The organism is Gordonia sp. Z-3 (assembly GCF_036233855.1).
Classification (GTDB): Bacteria; Actinomycetota; Actinomycetes; order Mycobacteriales; family Mycobacteriaceae; genus Gordonia; species Gordonia tangerina.
On record NZ_JAZARS010000016.1, the window covers coordinates 1 to 16115 of the forward strand.

Sequence of the window (16115 nt, forward strand, 5' to 3'; positions counted from 1 at the left end):
CCCGTCCACCCGACTCAACCACGGCAAACCTTCGCATCTCCGCGTCACCGGCGAAGCCGGCCCCATAGCTCGATACGGTCTCGCCTGGCGGCTCGACCTACTCGATCAGCGAGATGTTGGCACCTACTCGACCAGCATCAAGGGCGCCCAGTCGACGGGAAACGGCGCCCAGTCGACGCGATAGCCTGAGCACATGGCCATCCAGGCGACCTACGAGCGCCACCCCGACCTCGGGTGCGAGGCCGTGGTGTTCATCGACGACGAGTCGATGGCGTGTTTCCAGATCCAGCGCGACCTGACCGGCGGGCCGCGGTCCGACGAGTACTGCGTGACGACCGGGGCCAGCGCGCCTGTCTACGGCGGCATCACCCAGTGGCGACGCGTCGACGACAGGTTCGAGTTCGCGCTGACCCGTCAGGCCGGCCGTCTCTTCGGTGACGAGGTGATCTCGTTCGTCGTCACTCCCGGCGACGGCGCGACGCTGGACGAACTCGCCGAGCACGTCGATCGGTTGCTGCGCTGAGACGGCGATACAGTTGAGGGCGTGACTCAACCTTTCGACCCCAGCGCACTCTTCGGCGGCGGTGAAGGCGGCGACAACCCGATGGCCGGCCTGCTCGCCCAGGCCCAGCAGATGCAGGAACAGCTCCTGTCCGCACAGAACGAGATCGCCGCGGCCGAGGTCACCGGATCGGCCGGCAACGGCCTGGTGACGGTCACCGGCAACGGCACCGGCGAGGTCACCGCGGTGAGTATCGACCCCAAGGTCGTCGACGCCGACGATGTGGAGACGTTGCAGGATCTCGTGCTCGGCGCGCTCGCCGACCTGTCGACAAAGCGTGAAGCCCTCGCGCAGGAGAAGATGGGACCGCTCGCCGGAGGCCTCGGCGGCGGCATTCCCGGCCTCGGCCAGTAGGCCGCCATGTACGAGGGACCGATCCAGGATCTGATCGACGAGCTGGCCAAACAGCCGGGTTTGGGACCCAAGGGTGCCCAGCGCATCGCTTTCCACCTGCTATCGGTGGAGAACAAGGAGATCGATCGCCTGATCGCGGCTCTCGCCCGGGTTCGCGATGACGTCACCTACTGCGCCGAATGTGGCAACGTCTCGGCCGACACGTTGTGCCGGATCTGTTCGGACGCCCGCCGCGACGCCACCAAGATCTGTGTCGTCGAGGAGCCCAAGGACGTGCACGCCATCGAACGGACCAAGGAGTTCGATGGCCGCTACCACGTGCTCGGCGGTGCGCTCGACCCGCTGTCGGGCATCGGTCCCGACCAGCTGCGTATCCGTGAACTCCTCAAACGCCTCGCGACCCAGGAGGACGGGAACGACGTCACCGAGATCATCGTCGCCACCGATCCCAACACCGAGGGCGAGGCGACCGCGACGTACCTGCTGCGGATGCTCAAGGACTTTCCCGGACTGTCGGTGACTCGGTTGGCGTCGGGACTGCCAATGGGTGGTGACCTCGAGTTCGCCGACGAACTGACGCTGGGGCGGGCGTTGTCGGGCCGACGGGTGCTGGCCTAGGCGGACCGGCCGGGCTCTGCGGCGAGTGCAAGTCTGCTACAGATAGACCCGTGACCAGCCGGGGAAGCGTTCAGATCGGGCGCCTGTCTGCCATCGCTGTCGCGCTCGCAGTGGCGGTGGGTTCGATCGTGCCGTCCGCCGCTGCGGCACCCGCGCAGGAGTTGCGGTGGGGCCCGTGCCCCGCGATCCACGACGCATCCCCGGCGGCACGGTGTGCGACGGTGCAGGTGCCGCTCGACCACGCGATGCCGAGCGGTCCGACGATCGACATCATGATCAGCCGACTCCCGGCGCGCGATCCGGGCCGTCGTCGTGGCGTGCTCATCGGCAACCCGGGCGGGCCCGGTTCCGACGCCATCGGGATGTTCTCCCGGCTCCCGGTGCCCGATGAGATGCGCGACGAGTGGGACCTGGTTGGCGTACAGCCACGCGGATTGCTCTCGTCGACGCCGCTGACGTGCACGCCGGTCTCCGACTCGCAGCAGCTGGCCTTGCTCACCGAGGGCGGGGCACTGCATCGCCGCCGCTGTGCGGCGTCGGCGCCCGCCTACCTACGCACCATCACCACCGAGAACACGGCCCGCGACATCGAGGTCGTGCGCCGCGTGCTCGGCGTATCGAAGGTGAGCCTGTACGGCATTTCCTATGGCACGCTGCTGATGTCGACGTACGCCACGCTGTTCCCGAGGCACACCGACCGGCTGGTGCTCGACTCCGCGGTCAACCCGGCACTGGTCTGGAACGGGATTCCGGGTTCGCAGACGCAGGCGTTCAAGAGTCGGATGAACGAGATGTTGGTGTGGATCGCGAAGCACGACAACATCTATCACCTCGGGCGCACGCCGCTGGCGGTGTATCGGCAGTGGAGCGCGAAGATCGTCGCTGAGTCCGGCGTGCCACCGTCGCTCGCCGCGCCGCCGGCGCAGGTCGGTGACGTTCCGCCAGGATTGCGTGCGGTGGCGCAGCAGTATCTCGCCGGGGTGAACCTCACCGCCGAAGCCCGTGCGCGCGTGGAGAATCTCATTGCGACACTGACTGTTCCGGGTATGCAGTCGAATTCGTTGCTGCTCAGCATCACTCGCATCGCCGCCCCGGACCGCAACAAATGGGCGTTCGTGGCGATGCGGATCAACGGCCGCGCCCAACCGAAGGCCGAACCCGACCCGGAGGTCGTTGCCATCCTGACGAGTCTGCAGGACCTTCAGTCGGTGATCATGTGCAACGAGAACCAGATGCCGGCGCACCCGCATCAGGTCCCCGCGTCGGTGTTCCTCAACGGTGTGGTGGCAGACGTCTTCGACGGGCCGGGTCTCTATTACCAGTCGGGGATGGCCTGTGCGGGTGCACCTGCTGTGACTACGCCGGTGGCGGTGACCAACAACCATCTCGCCGTGCAGCCACTGCAGCTGCAGGCGCGAGACGACCCGCAAACGCCCTACCGCGAGTCGTTGGCGATGCACCGGCTGATGGGCAGCCATCTGATCACCGTTGGTGGCGGCGACCACGCGCAGCTGGGGCGATCGCATCCACCGCTCGATCGTGCGATCGTCGAGTACCTGCGCACTGGTACGACCACGGTGACCGAGGTCCCGGAACCGCCGATCACCGCGTCGCTGACCACGCCGCCGACCACCGGGATCGGGAGACTGTGATGATGTCGGACGTCGTCCGCGGACTCGACGATCTCGCGGCGGAAATGGACTCGGGCATCGTGGCCATCGACGGCCCGTCCGGATCGGGGAAGTCGACGGTGGCCGACGCGCTGGTGGCGCGCCTGCGTCAGCGCGGCACCGGAGTGCAGCTGATCCGCACCGACGACTTCGCCACCTGGGACAATCCCGTCGCCTGGTGGCCTGAGTTGGAAACCGACCTCCTGCAGGCGTTCATCCGGCGACACGATTACCACTATCGGCCGCGGGTGTGGCGGGACGGCGTGGCCAAGCCTGGGCGGCTGGTGTGGTTGCGGTGGGAACCGCTGCTCATCATCGAGGGGGTGTCGTCGGCGCGTCGGCGCATCGCCCCGCGTCTGACCCACTCCCTGTGGCTCGACGGTGGATCTGCGGCGGAACGGCTCGAACGGGCGGTCGCACGCGATGGTGAAGAGTCACGGCCCTTGTTGCAGCGGTGGCAGCAGTTCGAGCGGGGCTGGTTCGCCGTCGACGGAACCCGGCAGCGGTCTCGTGTGCTGGACTGATCGACCGCCGGCGTTAGGGTGAGCCATGGCCGGCTATTCGACGATGGCGGGGCTCGACGCCGACGTCGTCGAGTGCCGTGCCTGTCCGCGTCTGGTCGAGTGGCGTGAGCAGGTCGCGAGGGACAAACGGGCCGCGTTCGCCGACCAGACCTATTGGGGCCGGCCGGTGCCTGGTTTCGGGCCCGCCGATGCACGCGTGGTGATGCTGGGTTTGGCGCCGGCAGCCCACGGGGGTAATCGGACCGGCCGGATGTTCACCGGTGATCAGAGCGGTGACGTGCTGTTCCGGGCGCTGTACGACGTTGGCTTGGCGAGTCAGCCGACCGCGGTGTCCGTCGACGACGGCATGCAGCTGTACGGGGTGCGGATGACCGCACCGGTGCATTGCGCGCCGCCGCAGAACAAACCGACCGTCGCCGAACGGGACCGATGCGCGACGTGGCTCGACGCGGAACTCGCGTTGCTGGAGCCCACCCTGCGTTCGGTGGTGGTGCTCGGTGCGTTCGGGTGGCAGGCGGGTCTGCGGGCGTTCGCCGACCTGGGCTGGAGCGTCGACCGACCGAAACCCAAGTTCGGCCACGGCGCCCGAACGACCATCCGCCGCGGCGAGGCGGAGCTGACCATCTTCGGCAGTTACCACGTGAGCCAACACAACACCTTCACCGGCCGGCTCACCCCGGCGATGTTGGCCGACGTACTGACCGCGGCCGCTGAACACGCCGGGCTGTCACCGAAGCGGCCGCGCCGTGACTGACGAGTAGTCTGCGATGGGCGGTGACAACGAGGTCAGCCGCAGATCGGGGGTCGACTCATGAAGAAGGTGCTCGCCCGATGGTTGGGCCGTCACCCGGACTCCCGCTGCCGCTGCGGCCACGCCCGTGACGCGCACACCCACTATCGATCCGGTACCGACTGCGCCGTCTGCGGTCCGACGGTGTGCGCGCGGTTTCGGCCTGACCGATCGGTGCGGTGAGTCGTCGCCGGTGGGTGCCGCGCACGGAATAGTGGTGGCCGCAGGCTCCGGGTCTCCTCAGCTCAGCAAGCGGTAATGAACGGGCTTTCCTGGCGAAGGTGAACTCAGCCGCGTCGACCGGCGGCCAGGCGCTCGGTGCGCAGGCGGGCCACCTCGGGAAGCTGCAGCGGCGCCAGCGAATCGGTACCGAGAGCACGCGCCAGCAGATGGTCGGCGAGTTCGGGGTTACGCGCGAGCGCCGGACCGTGCATGTAGGTGCCGATCACCGATCCTTGCACCACACCCTCGGTGCCGTCGCCCACGCCGTTGCCGACCCCGTGCCGCACGCGGGCCAACGGCCGCGCGTCGTCGCCGAGAGTGCTTCCGCCGCGGTGGTTCTCGAAGCCACTCAGTGGTGCGGTCAACCCGTCGACAACCGGATCGGTGACGAGTTCGCCAATGCTGCGGCTCTCCTGCGGCGAGGTGGTGAGGTCGAACAGCGAGATCCCGTCGACGCGTTCACCCGCAGACGTCTCGTACCAGTGGCCCAGCACCTGGATCGCCGCACAGATCGCCAAGACCGGCCGGCCCGCGTCCGCGGCACGCTGCAACCCGGGAAAACGGGTGAGGTGGCGGGTGGCCAGACGCTGCGCGTAGTCCTCGGCGCCACCCAGGGTGTAGACGTCCAGCGAGTCGGGTACCTCGTCATCGAGGGTGATCTGGATGATCTCGGCATCGATTCCGCGCATGCGCGCGCGCTGCCGGAGCACGAGCGCGTTGCCGCCATCTCCGTAGGTACCCATCACATCGGGCAGGACGAGGCCGATCCGCAATGTGGATTCGCTCATGACCCCGCCCCCTTCAGGTCGGCGCCGCGGGCGCGCTCGGCGCGCTCCAGGGCGGTGCCGAGATCGCGGAACGCAGTGTAGTTGGCGAGTACCTCCACTCGGCCCGGCGGACAGGAGGCGATCGCCTTCATCGGATCGGGAACGGTGGTGTGCTCGGCGCCCGCGTAGAGCAGCCGGACGGACAGGTCGGCCGCACGCTCGCCGGCGGCGACCACCTGCATCGTCTCGAACGCCTCGAACCGCACATCCCACAGCCAGGAGAGGTCCTCACCGTCGGGGACCTGCCCGTTGACCGCGATCACCAGACCATCGGCGTCCTGGTCGATCATCGACAGGGCTTCCTGCCAGCCCGCCGGATTCTTGGCCAGCAGCGTGCGCACCGAGTGGTTGCCGACCTGATGAATGCCGTAGCGCCCGGCGACCTCCCCGACCGTGCCCACCGCCGCGACCGCCTTCGCCGGGTCGGCGCCCATCGCCACCGCTGCGGCCACCGCCTGGGCAGCGTTGCCCCGGTTCGCGCGACCGGGCACCGACAGCGTCATCGGGGCGGTGAATCCGCCGGGGCCATAGAGGTTCTCGTCGTCGAACCACCAGTCGGGGGTGGGGCGGCGGAAGTTCTCGTCACCGCTCGAGCGCCAGTCGTCGCCCGATCTGATGATGGGTTCGCCGGTGCGCGGGCAGCTCACCGAGTCACCCACCCAGCCGGCGCCCGCGGCCACCCACACGACATCGGTGGCGTCGAACGCGGCCGAGGTGACCAGCACATCGTCGCAGTTGGCGACGATCGTCATCGCCGGATGGCGGGCGATACCTTCGCGAAGTCGCCGTTCGATCATGTTGATCTCGCCGACCCGGTCGAGTTGATCGCGCGACAGGTTCAGCAGCACCAACACCTCCGGGTCGACTGCATCGCTGACACCCGGCACATGCAACTCGTCGACCTCGAGCGCGCAGATCGTCGCGGGACGATGCAGCGTGAGGGTGGCGATGATGCCGGCGTCCATGTTGGCGCCGTCGGCCTGGGTGGCCACGTCGCCGAGTTCGGACAGGGCCGCCGCCGTCATCCGCGTCGTCGTCGACTTACCGTTCGTGCCGGTCACCAGCGCAGAGCGCTTGCCGGCGGCCAGGCGGCTCATGATGTTCGGATCGATCTTCGCGGCGACCAGACCACCGATCATCGACCCCTTACCGCGACCTGCGGTTCGCGACGCCCAGCGGGCCGCCGACGCGGCTGCCAGCGCCAGGTTGGTGCGCATCGGGACTCTGGTGCGGTCGGACATGGCACGAGTCTGACACAAGCGCCCGTCGACAGGTCGCCCGTGCGGCGCCGGTACGCTCACGGACGTGAGTCAGGCCACAGCGATGTCTCCGTCCCTGCCCACCCGGGTCCGGCGTGCGCTGATGCGCTCCGCCGGACGCATCCCACCGGTGGTGTTGCGCTTCGCCGGCCAGTGGGGCCGCGTCAACGCCGACGGTGACCGGTTGTCGCCGGAGATGGCGTTGACCGGACTGATCGCCGACAAGGTGCCGGCTTTCGAGATCGCCGGCAAACCGGTGTCGCAGGCGCGCGCGGATCTGACCGCCAACGCGGCGACGTTGGCGGAGGATCTGCCGGCGATGGCGGTCGAAGAGGACTTGCTCATCGACGGACCCGGTGGACCGATACCGGCCACGCGGTACCGCGCCCGGGTGCGTTCGGCCGGCATTCTCGTCTTCTTCCACGGTGGCGGGTTCGTGGTGGGTGATCGGGTCAGCCACGACAACCTGGTACGTCGGCTGGCGTTGTCGACCGGCGCCGACATCCTGTCCGTCGACTACCGGCTGGCCCCGGAGCATCCGTTCCCGGCTGCCGTCGACGACGCGGTCGCCGCGTGGCGCTTCGCGGTCGAAAAGGCGCCGCAATGGGGTGTGGCGACCGAGCGCATCGCGGTGGGCGGCGACAGCGCCGGCGGAAACCTGGCTGCGGTGGTGGCACAGCAGGTCCGCGACGACGCGATCACCCCCTGCCTGCAGATGCTCATCTACCCGGTGGTCGACGTGACGACGAAACGGGCGTCGCGCCGCGAGTTCGCCGAAGGCCTGTATCTCACCGACGAACACATGGACTGGTTCACCGACCACTATGTGCCCGACGCGACCCAGCGCTCCGATCCGCGCGTCTCACCGCTGCTGGCCGACGATCTCAGCGGACTCGCGCCTGCGTATGTGATCGTCGCCGGATTCGATCCGCTGCGCGACGAGGGAATTGCCTATGCCGATCGTCTCAAGCAGGCGGGTGTCCCGGTGACCCTCGACCGCGCCGGCAACCTGATCCACGCCTTCGCCAACATGACGCTGATCAGCCCGGACGCGCGTGCCGCCGTCGAGCGCATCGGCGCCGCGCTCGCGTACGCGTTTCGCTGACCCGGTATCGGCCGGGGGCTTGGGCCGCGACCTCGGAGCGGCCAGCACGCCGACCGCGCATCCGACGATCACCGTGATCGCGCCGATCAGCTCGACGGCGCTCGGACGCTCACCCAGCAATGCCCACGCCGCGGTGATGCCGACGATCGGCACCAACAACGACAGCGGCGCGACGCTGCTGGCGGGGTGGCGCGACATCAGGTACACCCACAGCCCGGACCCGACCACGGTGCCCAGCAGCACCGTGTAGGCGAGTCCGGCCAGCGCGAGCAGACCGCTGCGCGAGTCGAGAGTGGTCAGCGACTCGACACCGGCGCGGGGTCCGTCGAACACCAGACTCATCGCGGCGAACGGGATCGGTGGGACCACCGACATCCACAGGGTCATGCGCAGCGCGTTGTCGAGGCGGGCGTCGGGGGCCGGCCGCGTGGGCGGATGCTGCGCGGCGAGCCTGCTGCCGATGTTGCCGAACGCCCAGCCGAGGCCACCGAGCACGGTGAGCACCATCGGGACCAGCGCACCCAGCCCGAGCGGGCTGCCGGTGGCGCGGTCGATCCCGATGACCGCCATGCCGAGCACCGCCACCACGATGCCCACCACCTGGAGCAGGGCCATGCGCTCGCGCAGGAACAGCACTCCGAGCAGCACGGTGAACGGAGCCGACGTCTGCAGCACCAGCGACGCGAGTCCGGTTGGCATCCCCAGATGCATCGCCAGGAACAGGAAGGCGAACTGGACGAAGCCGAATCCGGTGGCGTACAGCAGAAACCACCGCAGGCGCACGTGCGGGAAGGTGACGAACGCGATGACCGGGACGGCCATCACCGCGAAGCGCAGCGCTGCGCAGAAAAACGGCGGGAAGTGGTCGAGGCTGAGGCGGATCGCAATGAAGTTCAGTCCCCACAGCGCCACCACTGCAAGCCCGAGAAGCCGGTCGCGGTTGGTCATGACGACCATCGTGGAGACGAATTCGATCAAGGACAATCGAATTGTTGTGCACTGATGATGTAGTTTCTCTACATTGTCAGTGCATTGTCACCGCCAGCCGAGCGCCGGCGCCACGTGCGTCAGGATCGACTCGAGGACGTGTGCGTTGTAGTCCACGCCGAGTTGATTGGGAACGGTCAGTAGAAGGGTGTCCGCGGCGGCGATGGCCTCGTCCTCGCGCAACTGCTCGATCAGCTTGTCCGGTTCGTCGGCGTAACTGCGACCGAATCGTGCGACGGCGTTGTCGATCACGCCCACCTGATCGTCCTCGGAGCCACCGCGACCGAAGTAGGCACGGTCGAGGTCGTCGACGATCGCGAAGATGCTGCGGCTCACCGACACCCGCGGTTCACGAGAGTGGCCGGCGTCGGTCCACGCCTTCCGATATCGCTCGATCTGCTCGGCCTGTAGCTGGTGGAACGGTACGCCGGTGTCCTCGGTGAGCAGCGTCGAGCTCATCAGGTTCATACCCTGCTGCGCAGTCCATTCCGCGGTAGCGCGGGAGCCCGCACCCCACCAGATGCGCTCGCGCAGCCCGGGTGACTGGGGTTCGATGGGTAGCAGTCCCGGTGGGTTCGGGAACATCGGCCGCGGATTCGGTTGGGCGAAGCCATCTCCCGAGATGACCTTGAGGAAGACGTCGGTGTGCTGACGCGCCATGTCGGCGTCGGTGGACCCTTCGGGGGGCACATAGCCGAAGTACTTGTATCCCTCGATCACCTGCTCGGGCGATCCGCGGCTGATGCCGAGTTGCAGTCGTCCGCCGGAGATGAGGTCAGCGGCTCCGGCGTCCTCGGCCATGTACAGCGGGTTCTCGTAGCGCATGTCGTGGTTGCAACGCCCGTTCACGTAAGCTTGGTTGCATGGTCGAACTGGTAGCGCTGAGGAAGACGAACGAGGTGGCCGCGTACGTCCGCGCCTCCATGGACCGCAAGGGCGACCGCTGGACGGTCGATACGCAGCTGAGGAAGATCAGGGCGCTGGCCGAGGCCAAGGACTGGAACGTCGTCGAGGTCTACGAGGACAACGCGGTGTCGGCGACGAAGAAGCGCCGCGCTGGCACCCGGTGGGCCGAGATGCTGGACGACGCCCGCGCGGGCCGGTTCTCGATGGTGGTCGCCGTGGACATGGACCGGCTCCTGCGCAGCACGAAGGACCTGAACACGCTGATCGACCTCGGTCTGCGCGTCGTCACCGTGGACGGCGAGATCGATCTCTCGACGGCGGACGGCGAGTTCCGGGCGACGATGCTCGCCGCTCTCGCCCGGTTCGAGGCGCGTCGCAAGGCCGAGCGACAGATCAGGTCGAACGAGCGCCGACGTGCCGAGGGCATCCCCACGTCCGCCTGGAAGGCGTTCGGATGGTCGAGGGAGGGTGAGCTGATCGAGGAAGAGGCCGACGCGGTTCGGCGGGCCTTCGACGCGTTCCTCGGCGAGCCGTCGCTGTCGATCCGGCGCATCCGCGAGGACCTGAACAGCGCTGGTCACCTCACCGCCCGCGGCTCGGAATTCTCCGTCGATGCCGTGCGCTACCTGCTCGCGAACCCGCTTTACTGTGGCTACATCAAGCACTACGCATCCGGCGAGCTGTACCCGGTGCAGGGCGAGGCGTTCCCGCCCATCGTCAGCGAGCAGACGTGGCGGACCGCGGTGGCGAAGCTGGAGGACAACGTGCGGAGGTCGGCCAGGCAGGGCAACCAGCCGAAATACCTCCTGTCGACGATCGGGCTGTGCGGGAAGTGCGGTGCGACGCTCGTCTCGGGGACGAACAGCCGCAAGCAGCCGACGTATCGCTGCGGCGAGCAGTTCCACCTCACCCGCCAACGCGAGCCCGTCGATGCGATGGTCACCGAGGCAGTGCTCACCCGCCTGTCGTCGGTGGACGTGCACGACCTCGTGATGCCGCAGGAGGACGACGGGCCGGACCGCGAGGAGCTGCTGACCGAGCGGAACGCCCTGGTCGAGCGCGTAAAGGAGCTGAGCCCGCTGCTGCGCGACATCCATCAGCCGGTCCTGGAGATCACCGCGGCGATCAACGACGTGAAGGTCCGCATCGACGAGATCGACGCGGAGCTGCTCGACCGCTCGGTATCCGTGGCGGCGAAGCTGCTGGCAGACGTGGAGGAGGCGGTCGGCACCGCGGAGCGTCGCGAGGTTGTCGAGTCGAAGTGGAAGGCGTTGGACATAGACCGCCGCCGGATGCTCGTGGACGAGCTGGTGACTGTGACCATCGAGCCCATCGCGCCCGGTCACGTGAAGTTCGACCCCGACCTCATTCGCATAGAGCCGCGTCGCGACTGACTCATGAGTCAACTCGTCATTGCAATGGTGAGTCGACTCGTGGGAGAGTGGTTGCAGACAAGAAGATCCCACCGGGGCCGCGACTTAGAAGCGCGGGGTTCTGCTCCCGGATGAGTAGCCGGTCAAACAGCCCAACTACCGTGGCGGGGAACCGGAAGATACTCATATCTGAGGACTTCCGATGTCTGTCGTTATCGACGTTCCCCGCGCATCCGCGCTTGACTGCCCTGCTCTCGATCAGGACTCGTCTCCCGTTCCGCATGCTGATGGGCTCGATCCCGTCATCGCCGCCGCCCGCGCCGCCGGTCGCCGAGCCGGTGAGCGCCTGGCACTCACTCCGCTGACGCCGCGACAGCGCGCCGCCGTCGCCGCCGTGATGGGCGGTGGTCGCTGATGAGCGCGAACTCCGCCGCCTTCGATCACCTGACCAGCTTCCGCTGGCGACAGGGCGACCCGTCCCTCGCCGATGGCGAGGCCCAGCTCTACGACCTCGGCGTGCTCCGCTCCGTGCTGGAGGAGGCCGTCGAGATCGCCGTCGCCGACGCCCGCGCCGACGGGGTGACCTGGGCCAGGATCGGCGACGCCCTCGGCGTCACGCATCAGGCTGTCATCAAGCGCTACGGCCGGGGCGGTGGTCGCTGATGCACGCCGACGCACGCAACCTCAGCACCGCACCCGCCGACCTGACCCCGCCCGGAGGGCCTGGCCTGGCACCCGCCGAAGGCGGGCTGCCCATCGCCGTGCTGACGGTCCGCAGCCGTGCTTCGCACTCCAAGAGTTTCGGGGGCCTCATTCGTTCCTACGGGCGCGGCAAGGGCTTGTCGATTGCCGCGCCTTGCAACAACGCGCCTGGTCAGAAGCCGATTCCGTCTTCGCTGCGTCGCGTCGCCTCGCGGGTTCATTTGAGGTCTCATTTGGGGGTCAATACGGGGTCATTTAGGCGCCGCACCCCCTCTGCGGCCCTCCACGCCGCCTGCGACGGGGGTGGTCGCCGTGGCTAAGCAGGAGAACAACCCGACGAGCATCGGGCTCACGCAGTACCTCGATCCGTCGTACTGGACCTGGGCTGCCGAGGACCCGAACGGGGCCGCGCTGCTCGAGCAGGGAGCCGGGGCGATCCTCGCCTACGTCGCGCAGCGGCTCGAGGCCATCGGCTGCGAGGTCATCGAGGCCTACGGAATCGTGCACGACAAGGATGAGCGCGAGGTCTGGAGCGACACGGAGAAGGCTCTGGTGGTCGAGCCGAAGCCCGATCACCTGCACGCGGTCATCAAGTTCGCCAGCCGTGCGAAGAGCGCGCCGCTGGCTCGGCTCGCGTTCGGCATCGGCGTCGAGCCCCAGTACGTCGAGAAGCCGGGCCGCGGTCGGTACGCCTTCGACAACATGCTGTCGTACCTGACTCACGTGAAGTATGCGGACAAGCATCAGTACGCGCCGTCGGAGGTCGCCACGGTGCGCGGGCCGGACTACCTCGGGATCGACGCCCAGCGCCGGGAGACCTGGCTCAAGGGGCGCGCCCACGTGAAGAAGAAGGTCGTCGCGGAGAACTTCGAGGACATGCGGGAGCGGGTGCTGCAGGGCGAAATCACGCGGGATCAGATCATGCTCACGGACGAACTGTTCGACATCTACTCGCGGCATCAGCGGGAGATCGACGACGCGCTGTCGGCCTACGGCCAGCGCCGCGCGTACCGGGCGGCCGCGAAGCTGCGCGCCGGTGCCTTCTCGACGCACGTGGTGTTCGTCCACGGGGATGCCGGGATCGGCAAGACTCGGTTCGCAACGGATTTCATCACCGAGGCGATTAGCGCGGCCAATGCACATGGCGAGCAGTGGCAGGTCTACCGTGCCGCGACGGGGAACCCATTGGATGACTGGCGGGGCGAGGAGGTGCTGCTGCTGGACGATCTGCGGGCCTCGGCGATGGACGCGAACGATTGGCTGCTGCTGCTCGATCCGTATAACGCCTCGCCTGCGAAGGCTCGGTACAAGAACAAGGGCGAGGTGGCTCCGCGCCTCATCGTGATTACGGCGACGATCGAGCCGGTCGAGTTCTTCTACTACGCCCGCCAGAAGGGCAACGTGGACGAGGCGCTGGACCAGTTCATCCGCCGCCTGGCGTCGGTCGTGAAGGTCTACCGCGCCGACGACATCAACCGCTACCTCGTGCAGCACATCGGGAAGATCGAGCCCTACGAGTGGCACCAGTGCAGCATCCCGACCGCCGCGCACACGCCCGGCATGTACGGCAACGCGTACCACCAGAACGCCGGGTCGCGGGAACTGACGTACGGTCCGGAGACCTCGGCGGAACACGACGCGGACGGTGCGGTCGCGGAGCTGCTCAGCGGGCTCGCGGTGCGAAGTCCGGACGTGCCGCTGGCGCTGATCGAAGGTGCCGCATGAGCACCGATCAGCATTCGCTCTTCCAGGGGGTCGAGGGGGCCGGAGGCCCCTCGCAAGCAGGGCTGGAGGACACGAGCGTCAGCGATGTGTCCGACAGGCCTACTGCTTGCCACTCTGGCGTACAGGTGGAGCAGCAGACCGACTCCCAGGTGAACACCGGTCGGGCTGATGCGGAGGCTGTGCGTCAGAGTCACGGCGGCGCGAAGCGTCGTCGTGGGGGCCGCGCGAAGCTCGATACCGACTTCGGGGAGGAGACGCTCGCGGCGCTTCGCACTCGTGCGAAGCGGCTCGGGCTGGCTCCGAGCACGTGGGTACGGACCGTCGTACGCGATGCCCTCCACGCCTCCCGCTCGGAGGAGTTGGACGCCGCCGTGGCGGCGCACCTGCTCGGGGTCGAGGCGCGTGTGCAGGCGTCGGCGGACGCTCGTGAGCTGGCTGCCCAGTTGCGCCCGCTGGCGATCAACGTCAACGACTTGGATCGCCGCGCGCGCGCCGGTGAGGCGGTGGCGCTGTCGTCGGAGGTGCCCGAGCTGATCGAGCTGCTGCGCGAGGTCCGCGCCTTGCTCGGGGATCGGACGGCCGCATGAGCACCACCCACTACAGCCCGAGCACCAGCGCCGCCGACACCGAGCGCTATATCCGCGGGAAGGAGGACGAGCGGGGCGTCGCGATCACGTGCGAAGTGCCGGGAGGCCCTGGCGCATTCTCGGCGCGCGCACGGGCGCTCACGCAGAACACCACGCGCGAGGTCGAGGCGCTGCATTACCGGCAGTCTTTCAGCGACGAGGAGTTCGACCCGAAGAACCCGGAGCACGTGCAGCGGGTGAACGATCTCGGCTATCAGCTCGCGAAGAGGATGCACCCCGACTCGGACTGCCTCGTGGTCAGTCACGTGGATGGCCGGGGCAGAAAGCCGCATAACCACATCTTGGTCATCAATCACAGCAACCGGACCGGAAAGGCGCTCTCGGACTACCGGACGTTCCACGATCGCAAGGCCGGGAACCAGCGGGGCGTGCAGTCGGCGAACGACGAGCTGATGCGAGAGCACGGGCTCTCGGTCGTGAAGCGGCTGGAGCACGCGCCGAAGGACTGGGAGCTGCGCCGCGAGGACTTCGCGGAGGGCGGGCTCGACCGCGAGATGGGTGACCGGATGAGCGCCGCACTGGCCGACCCCCGCGTGGTGGACAAGGCCGGTCTCGAAGCGGTGATCGAGGAGCAGAACCAGCAGCTCGACGACGCCGGGGAACGTGTGCCGAGGATGCGGCTGCACAGCCCCGTCAGCAAGAAGGGCAAGCGCGCCGGGCAGGAGACCTGGACGCTCTACATCGAGGACCGCCGCGGCGAGTCCGGCCGCGCCGATCGCCGCAAACGCGCGAGCGCGCTCTCGGCGGACTTCACCCCGGAGGGCGCGCAGGCGTTCTTCGACTACCACCAGCAGCAGAAGGAGCAGGAACATGAGCGCAGCGCTCGACAGGCTGAAGCAGCAGAACGGGCCCGTGCAGTCGCCGCAGCCGCTCGGCAGTCCGGAGACGATGGAGCTGTTGACCTCGATCCTCGCCGCCGTCGAGGCGCAGAATACGAGGATTGCCACGCTGACCGAGCAGCAGAAGAAGCTCGCGGGGTTCGTGAAGGTCATGGACGAGGAGACGACGAGGCGGCTGGAGCGGATCACGACCCCGGCGTCGACCTCCTCGCCCTCCAGCGACGTGTCCGCGAGGATCGCGAGTATCGAGAACAGGCAGAACGAGATCGCGAGCACGCTCGGCGAGTTCGCGCAGAGTCTCAACGGCGAGAGCTTGAACGCCGCGTCGCGAACCTTGGTCGCGGAGGCGCAGAAGAATCGCGCGGCTACGGCCTCGGCGATTGAGGGTCTGAAGGTGCAGGCCACAACGAACCAGAAGCTTGTGAGCCAGGTCGGCGGCGCGGTGCAGCGGATCGAGAAGCGTACTGAGGAGCGGGTCGAGAAGGCCGTCGAGCAGGTCGCCGGGGAGGCCTCGGCCACGATGACCGCGAACCTCGACGCCTCGAACGAGCGCGCCGAGCGGATGATGGCGGCGACGGCGAAGCTCGAAGCGCGTCAGCTCTGGTCGGCCGCCGCTGCGATGTGCCTCGCCCTGCTGCCGGTGGTCGTGGTCGTCGCCGGGCTCTGGATGGGCATCGCCGGTCTCATCACGGGCGCTCAGTGGGCGCTCGACGTGGACGGGCGCATCTGGCTCGGCATCGGGCGCTGGCTCGTGGTCTCCGTGGGTCTCGCCGGGGCCGGCTACGGGCTCTTCGCGTCCGTCCGCTCGGCCGCCGGTCTCGTGGAGACGTGGAAGGGTCGCGGGGTGCCGAAGTGGCCGAGGTGGCGATGATGGCTGGATCCGCTCGAGCTACCGGTTCCGATCAGCGGTCGAAGGATTTTCGCAGCAGCCGGTCCTGCGGCCTCGGTGCCGCCGCCCTAACCTGACGAGCATCCCCGCCGTGACGGCCATCACGACGGCGATCC

General features: G+C 68.1%; 17 protein-coding genes and 2 pseudogenes. 15 read left to right on the forward strand and 4 right to left on the reverse strand.

All coding sequences use genetic code 11. The features are described 5' to 3' along the window. The 7 genes from VX037_RS17760 to VX037_RS17790 form a co-directional block, all read left to right on the forward strand. Positions 1-184 (forward strand): hypothetical protein (locus VX037_RS17760; RefSeq protein WP_328715186.1); only part of this gene is annotated, 184 nt, incomplete at its 5' end. Between the two features lie 9 nt (positions 185-193). Next, a complete protein-coding gene (locus VX037_RS17765; RefSeq protein WP_266063414.1) occupies positions 194-523 on the forward strand; it encodes a hypothetical protein in 330 nt (109 codons plus the stop codon). A gap of 21 nt (positions 524-544) precedes the next feature. Continuing rightward, positions 545-916 (forward strand): YbaB/EbfC family nucleoid-associated protein, encoded by a 372-nt coding sequence (locus VX037_RS17770; protein ID WP_235721698.1) that lies wholly within the window; start codon positions 545-547, stop codon positions 914-916. A 6-nt stretch (positions 917-922) separates the two neighbouring features. Continuing rightward, positions 923-1534 (forward strand): recombination mediator RecR, encoded by a 612-nt coding sequence (gene recR, locus VX037_RS17775; protein WP_235721699.1) that lies wholly within the window; start codon positions 923-925, stop codon positions 1532-1534. 50 nt (positions 1535-1584) lie between these two features. Beyond that, positions 1585-3186, forward strand: coding sequence for an alpha/beta hydrolase (locus VX037_RS17780; protein ID WP_328715187.1), 1602 nt, complete (start codon positions 1585-1587; stop codon positions 3184-3186). Then, positions 3186-3728: a uridine kinase family protein gene (locus tag VX037_RS17785; protein ID WP_235721701.1), complete on the forward strand. Its 543-nt coding sequence runs from the start codon at positions 3186-3188 to the stop codon at positions 3726-3728. The genes VX037_RS17780 and VX037_RS17785 overlap by 1 nt, the downstream gene beginning before the upstream one ends. 25 nt (positions 3729-3753) lie before the next feature. Next, positions 3754-4482: a uracil-DNA glycosylase gene (locus VX037_RS17790; protein ID WP_235721702.1), complete on the forward strand. Its 729-nt coding sequence runs from the start codon at positions 3754-3756 to the stop codon at positions 4480-4482. A gap of 323 nt (positions 4483-4805) precedes the next feature. On the opposite strand, the gene VX037_RS17795 is transcribed toward VX037_RS17790, so the two are convergent. Then, positions 4806-5528, reverse strand: coding sequence for a type 1 glutamine amidotransferase (locus VX037_RS17795; protein WP_235721703.1), 723 nt, complete (start codon positions 5526-5528; stop codon positions 4806-4808). Beyond that, positions 5525-6808 (reverse strand): MurT ligase domain-containing protein, encoded by a 1284-nt coding sequence (locus VX037_RS17800; protein ID WP_328715189.1) that lies wholly within the window; start codon positions 6806-6808, stop codon positions 5525-5527. Before VX037_RS17800 ends, VX037_RS17795 begins: the two co-directional genes overlap by 4 nt. A 64-nt stretch (positions 6809-6872) precedes the next feature. On the opposite strand from VX037_RS17800, the gene VX037_RS17805 reads away from it, so the two are divergent. Further along, positions 6873-7931 (forward strand): alpha/beta hydrolase, encoded by a 1059-nt coding sequence (locus VX037_RS17805; protein ID WP_235721705.1) that lies wholly within the window; start codon positions 6873-6875, stop codon positions 7929-7931. Here VX037_RS17805 and VX037_RS17810 read toward each other — a convergent pair. Both VX037_RS17810 and VX037_RS17815 read right to left on the reverse strand, forming a co-directional pair. Beyond that, positions 7884-8879, reverse strand: a pseudogene (locus VX037_RS17810) (EamA family transporter); the annotation flags it as partial. The gene VX037_RS17805 and the pseudogene VX037_RS17810 sit on opposite strands and share 48 nt — an antisense overlap. A gap of 87 nt (positions 8880-8966) precedes the next feature. Then, a pseudogene (locus tag VX037_RS17815) lies at positions 8967-9746 on the reverse strand (LLM class flavin-dependent oxidoreductase); the annotation flags it as partial. A 35-nt stretch (positions 9747-9781) separates the two neighbouring features. Here VX037_RS17815 and VX037_RS17820 point away from each other — a divergent pair. The 7 genes from VX037_RS17820 to VX037_RS17850 all read left to right on the forward strand — a co-directional run bounded on the left by VX037_RS17820 (position 9782) and on the right by VX037_RS17850 (position 15981). Continuing rightward, positions 9782-11218 carry a recombinase family protein gene (locus VX037_RS17820; protein WP_006358979.1) on the forward strand — a complete coding sequence of 479 codons (1437 nt, stop codon included), beginning with the start codon at positions 9782-9784 and terminating at the stop codon, positions 11216-11218. A 181-nt stretch (positions 11219-11399) separates the two neighbouring features. Then, complete coding sequence (locus tag VX037_RS17825) at positions 11400-11612, forward strand: hypothetical protein (RefSeq protein ID WP_006215449.1); 213 nt, start codon at positions 11400-11402, stop codon at positions 11610-11612. Beyond that, entirely contained in the window at positions 11612-11860 is a 249-nt protein-coding gene (locus tag VX037_RS17830; protein ID WP_006215448.1) for a hypothetical protein, read from the forward strand. The genes VX037_RS17825 and VX037_RS17830 overlap by 1 nt, the downstream gene beginning before the upstream one ends. A 351-nt stretch (positions 11861-12211) precedes the next feature. Next, positions 12212-13624 carry a Rep family protein gene (locus VX037_RS17835; RefSeq protein ID WP_328715191.1) on the forward strand — a complete coding sequence of 471 codons (1413 nt, stop codon included), beginning with the start codon at positions 12212-12214 and terminating at the stop codon, positions 13622-13624. Beyond that, positions 13621-14211 carry a hypothetical protein gene (locus VX037_RS17840; RefSeq protein WP_328715193.1) on the forward strand — a complete coding sequence of 197 codons (591 nt, stop codon included), beginning with the start codon at positions 13621-13623 and terminating at the stop codon, positions 14209-14211. Before VX037_RS17835 ends, VX037_RS17840 begins: the two co-directional genes overlap by 4 nt. Next, positions 14208-15494, forward strand: a complete 1287-nt coding sequence (locus tag VX037_RS17845; RefSeq protein WP_006215444.1) for a relaxase/mobilization nuclease domain-containing protein — start codon at positions 14208-14210, stop codon at positions 15492-15494. Before VX037_RS17840 ends, VX037_RS17845 begins: the two co-directional genes overlap by 4 nt. A gap of 10 nt (positions 15495-15504) precedes the next feature. After that, a complete protein-coding gene (locus tag VX037_RS17850; protein WP_006215443.1) occupies positions 15505-15981 on the forward strand; it encodes a hypothetical protein in 477 nt (158 codons plus the stop codon). The last annotated feature ends 134 nt before the right edge of the window (positions 15982-16115 follow it).